We start from the raw sequence: 6,856 nt of genomic DNA, 5'->3' as shown, positions 1-6,856 counted from the left end.
ACGCCAGGCCGTTCTCATGCAGCTCCCCATACGTTCTGGCCGGCCCGTCGACTTCCTCGATACAGATCGCCGCCGGCGACTCCGCTGCGATCTCGGCGATCATGTCGGGGTACGCCTCGGCCGTCTGCACTCGTTTGAAGCTCACTGACTCTCCTGACAGATGTTCACGATGACCGAGCGTCACGCCATCATCCCTGCTCCGGACGTCTGCATCAACATCTTCCACTCGGGCCAGGGAGGGTTGGCCGCGATACTGACTACAATTGTCCAGACTCAAGTAGCTGCGTATGATTTTTCGATCGGAAGTTTCGTTGCGATATGCAAATTTGAATGGGTTCATGCGTCGGTTAAATTCCATCTGGAAGCTGGCACCCCCATAATTTGCCCGTTTCCAGTGACGATTCCATCTGGAAAGTCCTACAGGGTCCGTACGAATTGGATTAATAGAAGACCTGATCGGTATTGCTCAACAGTTGAACCTACTTTGCCCTATCGGCTCGGCAAGTCAGCGGTTCAATCGGCTATCGGAGAGCGGTGAACGCTTCGTTATCCCGTAGTTCGGGTTCATGGTCGTCGAGGCCGATGAGATCGTGGCCCATACGGTCGCGTTTTGTCCGCAGATACGCGACGTTCTCGCCATTGGCACGTAGCGGCATCGGCACACGCTCAGTGATATGCAGTCCGTATTTGTCGAGCCCAAAACGTTTTGCGGGGTTGTTCGTCAACAAACGCACGGTGGAGATCCCCAGGTCGTCGAGAATCTGCGCTCCCACGCCGTAGTCGCGCGAGTCCGCGGGCAAACCGAGTTGGAGGTTGGCGTCAACGGTATCGGATCCTGCGTCCTGCAGTTCGTAGGCCTTCAGCTTGTGCAGGAGACCGATTCCACGACCTTCGTGGCCCCGCATGTAGAGAACGACACCGCGACCCTCCCGCGCGATCATTTCGAGAGCGGCGTCGAGTTGGGGACCGCAGTCACAGCGGAGCGATCCGAACACGTCGCCGGTGAGGCATTCCGAATGCACGCGGACTAGGACGTCGTGGCTGTCGCCGTCTGGTTCGGCGATGTCTCCGCACACGAGCGCGACGTGCTCGATCTCGTCATAGATGCTCTGGTAACCGACGGCTCGGAATGCGCCGTGGGCGGTCGGTATGCGCGCCTCGGCGACACGAACCACATGTTTCTCGTGCTTACGACGCCACGCAACGAGGTCGGCAATCGAGATCAGTGCGAGGCCGTGGTCGTCGGCGAATACCCGCAGCTCGTCGGTCTGAGCCATCGCGCCCTCGTTCTTCTGGCTTACGATCTCGCAGATGGCGCCCACCGGACGGAGGTCTGCTATGCGGGCAAGGTCGACGGCAGCTTCCGTGTGACCGGGGCGGCGCAGCACGCCTCCGTCTTTCGCGCGCAGCGGCACCACGTGGCCGGGCCGGGTGAAGTCGCCGGCACCGGCGGTGGGGTCGGCGAGCAGTCGTATGGTCGCGGCTCGGTCGGATGCAGAGATACCGGTTCCGAGGCCCTCACGGGCGTCGACCGCCACCGTGTACGCGGTACCGTGCTTGTCCTGGTTGATAGCGCACATCGGTGGCAGACCGAGGCGGTCGCAGTCGTCGCCGGACAGTGGTACGCATAGGTATCCGGATGTGTAACGAACCATGAACGCCACGAGTTCGGGCGTTGCCTTCTCGGCGGCGAATACCAGATCGCCCTCGTTCTCACGATCGTCGTCGTCGACTACCACCACGGGTTTGCCGGCGGCGATGTCGGCGACCGCACGCTCGATCTCGTCGAACCTTGTCACGTCCTATGCTCCATACTCTCGTTTCGCACCCTGACCGATCGGCCGGCGGTGCCGCCCGGGGGCGAGTACTGCTCGATGACAAGTCGGCTATTCGACGTCGATGTCATTGAGTTTCTCCAGATTCTTATGGTCTCGGGTCCCGAAGAGCGCCTGTGTCGGTTGGATTACGCGAAGTACGCAGTCGCGGTAGGGGGCTGAATGTCAGCGAGTCCGCCTGTTTGCTCCTCGCTCAATGCGTTGCTAGCCACGTCGTTCGCCTACCGGAGGTAGCCGATCGCGATGCCGGCGTAGACGCAGTAAGTCGGTGTCTTTGCTCACATTCGCTACGGTTCAGATTAGGAGCGGTCGACACCGTACCGACACGGCATTCGACGCCAACAAGACCGGAAAAGGCGTCAGATACGTCCTCTTGCCGCGCGATGGCGCTTGGTGCAAGGCTCAGGATGCAAAGCTGATGACGGACTCCAATACCGCTCGTACGCTAGACGCCGCGGCGCTCGGGAGCCTCGTAAGCTCAACGAAGAGGAGAGAGATGCGTCCTAGGACCGCGCCTCCCGGCAGCCTTGTGAACGCACCATGCGGAGGCAAGGCATCCTCGTCGGCCTCACCGAGACCTCTTGTCCGTCCTGCTTCTGGCCGACGTCGGTGGACGCTGCAGCCTCGAAGAGTTCATGAACACGCTGGACCATCGCGATGCGTCCGCGGTGAAAGGACGCAGCGGTGAAATTGAACTCGTACCAGAATCTGCGTGTAGCGAACTTCAGTGTCCACGTTCTCTGCCGACTACTCGAGGAAGCGAATCTCGACTGGCGAACTGCACTCGCGGTTGCCGAAATCGATCCCGCCGCGGTGAACCGCCCGGGAAGCACTATCCCTGCAAAAAAGGAACTGGCCTTCCAACTTCAGTTCGTCGCTTTAACAAAGGATCGTGTCGATCTATGGCTGCGAGCCGCGCGCGCCTACACCACGGCCACCGTTGGCGCGCGCGGAATGGCCCTCGCTACTGCGCCGACCATTACGGCGTGGGTGGAGGTTGTCAACGCTGTAGACTATGCCCCTGGGCTCCTCGAGATCGCGCCACTGCGCACACCGGACGGCACAGTAACGGGGATCGAGTACACCTACCCCGACGCCCCGGAAGAGTTGATCCCGTTCAGCGTCTACCGCGACCTCTATATCACCAGCCGATCGTTCGAGTGGCTCTACGGGGGCCCATTCCCCTTCACTCATATCGAATTCCCTCTAGCGGAAGTCTCACCCGAGGTTTTGACGTACGTCTCCTGCAAGATCGACTGCGGCTCCGAGACGCTGCGGCTGTGGTGGGAGCCCGCGATATCGACACAGGAACTGCCCTTCGGTAACGCCTTCCAGCACGCCGCGTGGGTCAAAGCGGATACCCAAATTCTCGACTCGTTCAGGGCGACCGGGGACTGGCCCGACACCGTCGCCAAAGCCATCAAGGCCGCGCCCGAGCTCAACCGCAAACTGGCGAATGTAGCCGCAATACTGCGAGTCTCCCCACGCACCCTGCAACGCAGGCTCGAACTCACTGGTCACGACTTCGCCCAGCTACGGGACGACACCCTGTGTGACCTCGCCTCCGACCTACTTTCGAATACGGATCACTCTGTGTCGCGAATATCCCGCATGCTGGGCTACAAAGACGCAGCCAGCTTCACGATCGCCTTCAAACGGTGGCGAGGGATTCCGCCTACTGCGTTCAGGGAGGCTGCTTCTTACTACAGGAACAACAGCGACTCCGAGGCATAAGGTCCCACCGCCTCCCTCAGCGATGCGCAGCCGAACCGGCGGGTGAGCAGTAGGGACGTTACAGATCAAAGGTGGACGACATCGGCATCAATGGGCTACACGTTGGTGCGGTCCTGGCAATCCCAGAGGATCGCGGCTTCCACCTCATTGGCCATCGCGCCTGCCGCGGCCGGTGGAAACGAACGATCGGGTGACACAGGCATTTGGGAGCGGGCCCGCTCGGTCGGTGAAGTGCCCCAAGCGCAAACGGCGGTCGGCGCTGCGCGACGATTCATCGCAATATCGTTGTCGAATCATGTAAATCGGCATATACCAACGTCGGTGCGTGAGAAGGACGCGCAATTCGATAACCAGCGCGCCCACTCTTCCAAATTTGGACGATATATGTCAGCATATTGGTTGTCACATGAACGGACGACCTCATCCGCCGGGGTGGCTTACTCCCCATACTTGGTCGTTCCGAGCGGCGGCCCGAGGCCGAGCACTACGACCAGTGGAGGCCCGCAAACGCGGCCCTGGTTTCTATTCGAGAATGGAGCTTTTGCAGTGGCGGGACGTATGGACGGCAAGGTAGTCGTCATCACCGGCGCGGCCCGGGGTCAGGGCCGCGCGCACGCGGTCCGCCTCGCGGAAGAGGGCGCCGACATCATCGCAGTCGACATCTGCGAGTCGATCCCCACGGTGGTCCAGTACGGCGGTGCCACCCCGGAAGACCTCCAGGAGACCGTAAAGCTCGTCGAGGCGCACGGCAGGCGGATCATCGCCGAGCAGGCCGACGTCCGCGACCTCGCGCGACTGAAAGAGGTCGTGAACTCCGGTGTGAGCGAATTGGGCCGCCTCGACGGTGTCGTCGCCAACGCAGGCATCGAAATATTCAAGGCCTGGGACAAATTCACCGAGCAGGAGTTCCGAGACGTCATCGACGTCAACCTCGTCGGGGTGTGGAACACCGTGATGGCGACCGCGCCGGTGCTGGTCGATGCCGGCAGCGGCGGGTCAATCGTGCTCATCTCCTCCGGCAACGGGCTCAAGGGCGGCCCGTTCAACCTGCCCTACACCGCGTCCAAGTTCGGCGTGACCGGGATGGGCAAGACCTTCGCTGCCGAGCTCGGCAAGCACCGAATCCGTGTCAACACAGTGCATCCGGGACCGGTCGACACCGAGATGTCCCGGCACATCGCACCGTATTTCAGTGAGATCGCAGCAGGCAACGAGGCGCTTCTCGCCACGTACGCCAACTTCCACCCCGAAGATGCGATGGACCCGGCTGAGATCTCCCATGCGGTCCTCTATCTACTGTCAGACGAGTCCACCTGGACGACGGCACTGTCGATGGCCGTCGATGGCGGCGTCACGGCGTTCTGAGCCGGGAAGGAGCACGGTAAGCGCCATGAACGTGGTCATCGAGAAGAACCTTATGGTCGCGATGCGCGACGGCGTCGAACTCGCCACCGATGTCTATCGACCGCACGGCGATGGACCGTTTCCCACCTTGGTCGAGCGCATCCCGTACAACAAGGAAATCTACGGGATGATCAGCGGTTGGGTGGACGTGCTACGCGCAGCGCGAGAGGGATTCGCGGTCGTCGTCCAGGACACGCGAGGCCGGTACCAGAGCGGCGGGAACTTCCGCCCATTCGCCGACGAGAAAGCCGACGGCGCGGATACCGTCGCCTGGGCAGCCGGTCAAGCCTGGTCGACCGGGTCGGTGGGGATGTTCGGCAGCTCCTACACGGGCGCCACACAATGGTTGGCCGCGGCCGAGAGACCGCCCGCCCTTGCCACGATCTCCGCGGCCGTCGCCGGTAGCGAGAACTACGACAACTGGTTGTACCAGGGCGGCGCACTACGGCTGGGATTCGCTCTGCAGTGGGTCACGTCCTCGCTCGGCATGGGTGAACTGGTGCGCTCCGCATCTCCCGACACGAAACTCATTGGGAGATTGCTGCGCATGCTCGACGCCATGGACGACGTGTTCTCTACGCTACCGATACGTGACCATCCGGTCCTGACCGATATCGCGCCGTACCTCACGGAATGGCTGGACCATCCGGAGCGCGACGACTACTGGGAGCGTCTCTCGGCCCGAAACACGGTCGTCACGAACCTCCCGGTGTTGAACATCGGGGGATGGTACGACCTCTTCTTGGGTGGAACCTTGCAGAATTACCTCGCCCTTCGCGCTCGTTCGAAAGATCCGGACGCGCACCGGCAGCGACTGATCATAGGTCCGTGGGCCCACGGCGCGGCCAGCGGAGTGTTTCCCGAGCGATCATTCGGAGTGCGGGCGGGTTACGACGGGTCCGACGTCACCGGTGCCCAATTAGACTGGTTCCGAGAACATCTGGCGGACACACCGCCCGAGACGCCGTCCAGCCCGGTGCGCATCTTCGTCATGGGCCCCAATGTCTGGCGCGACGAGCCGGACTGGCCCCTGCCGGACACGGACTACGTCGATTACTTTCTCGGCAGTGTCGGTGCCGCGCGGACGAGCAACGGTGGCGGCACTCTGTCCACCTCCGCCGGATCCGACTCGGAGCCGGCGTCGAATTCTGATTCCTTCGTGTATGACCCGGCCGACCCGGTCAGGACGTGCGGCGGCGCGACCTATCTTCCGGGCCTGTTCATCGGAGCCAACGCGGGTCCGCGAGACCAGACGCCGACCGAAAGTCGTGACGACGTGTTGTGTTACACGAGCGAACCGCTGAACCGGCCGTTGGAGGTGACCGGTCCGGTCCGAGCGAGACTGTTCGTCTCATCGAGCGCGGTCGACACCGACTTCACAGCGGCATTGGTGGACGTCGATCCGGCGGGGCGGGCCGAACTCGTGTGCGATGGGATCCTTCGGTGCCGCTACCGGAACTCGACCACGCAGCCTGAATTCCTTGACCCTGGGATGGTTTACGAGATCGAAGTGGACCTCGTGGCCACCGCGTACGTGTTCGCCGCGGGGCACCGGCTGCGACTCGACGTATCCAGCAGCAATTTCCCGAAGTTCGACCGCAATCCGAACGCTGCCGTTCCGGTGGCTGACGCGGGGGCCGGCGACGTGGTGGTCGCGACCAACACCGTGTGGCACGGCAGCGCTCGGCCGTCGAGACTCGTGCTTCCCGTCATTCGACGGACGGCGTGATCGACCCTGCCGTGCCCACGACGAAACCGTCATGGACGTCGGTGACACCGCTGAGCACACCGAGTCAGTCAGCCCAGCAGTGGCGTACGTGAGGGACGGACACATTCGGCGGCAACGTCACATGCGTCTCGTCGCGCTCTGAAAACTGAAGTAT

The 6,856-nt window shown here is 62.3% G+C and carries 4 protein-coding genes; 3 read left to right on the top strand and 1 reads right to left on the bottom strand.

The window, feature by feature from the left end; translation table 11 throughout:
* Positions 1–521: 521 nt before the first annotated feature.
* Complete coding sequence (locus tag AC1DWT_RS48785) at positions 522–1,799, bottom strand: bifunctional 3,4-dihydroxy-2-butanone-4-phosphate synthase/GTP cyclohydrolase II (protein WP_477926021.1); 1,278 nt, start codon at positions 1,797–1,799, stop codon at positions 522–524.
* A gap of 720 nt (positions 1,800–2,519) precedes the next feature.
* On the opposite strand from AC1DWT_RS48785, the gene AC1DWT_RS48780 reads away from it, so the two are divergent.
* From AC1DWT_RS48780 to AC1DWT_RS48770, 3 genes are all read left to right on the top strand, one after another.
* Complete coding sequence (locus AC1DWT_RS48780) at positions 2,520–3,569, top strand: AraC family transcriptional regulator (RefSeq protein ID WP_061699450.1); 1,050 nt, start codon at positions 2,520–2,522, stop codon at positions 3,567–3,569.
* A gap of 546 nt (positions 3,570–4,115) precedes the next feature.
* Positions 4,116–4,934: a mycofactocin-coupled SDR family oxidoreductase gene (locus tag AC1DWT_RS48775; RefSeq protein WP_477926020.1), complete on the top strand. Its 819-nt coding sequence runs from the start codon at positions 4,116–4,118 to the stop codon at positions 4,932–4,934.
* Positions 4,935–4,959: 25 nt separating this feature from the next.
* Positions 4,960–6,702, top strand: coding sequence for a CocE/NonD family hydrolase (locus tag AC1DWT_RS48770; RefSeq protein ID WP_477926019.1), 1,743 nt, complete (start codon positions 4,960–4,962; stop codon positions 6,700–6,702).
* Positions 6,703–6,856: the final 154 nt, after the last annotated feature.

The sequence above is a fragment of the Rhodococcus sp. P4_B6 genome, assembly GCF_056402215.1.
The sequence above is the reverse complement of the archived record's forward strand: the minus strand, read 5'-3'. Positions and strand labels throughout refer to the sequence as shown.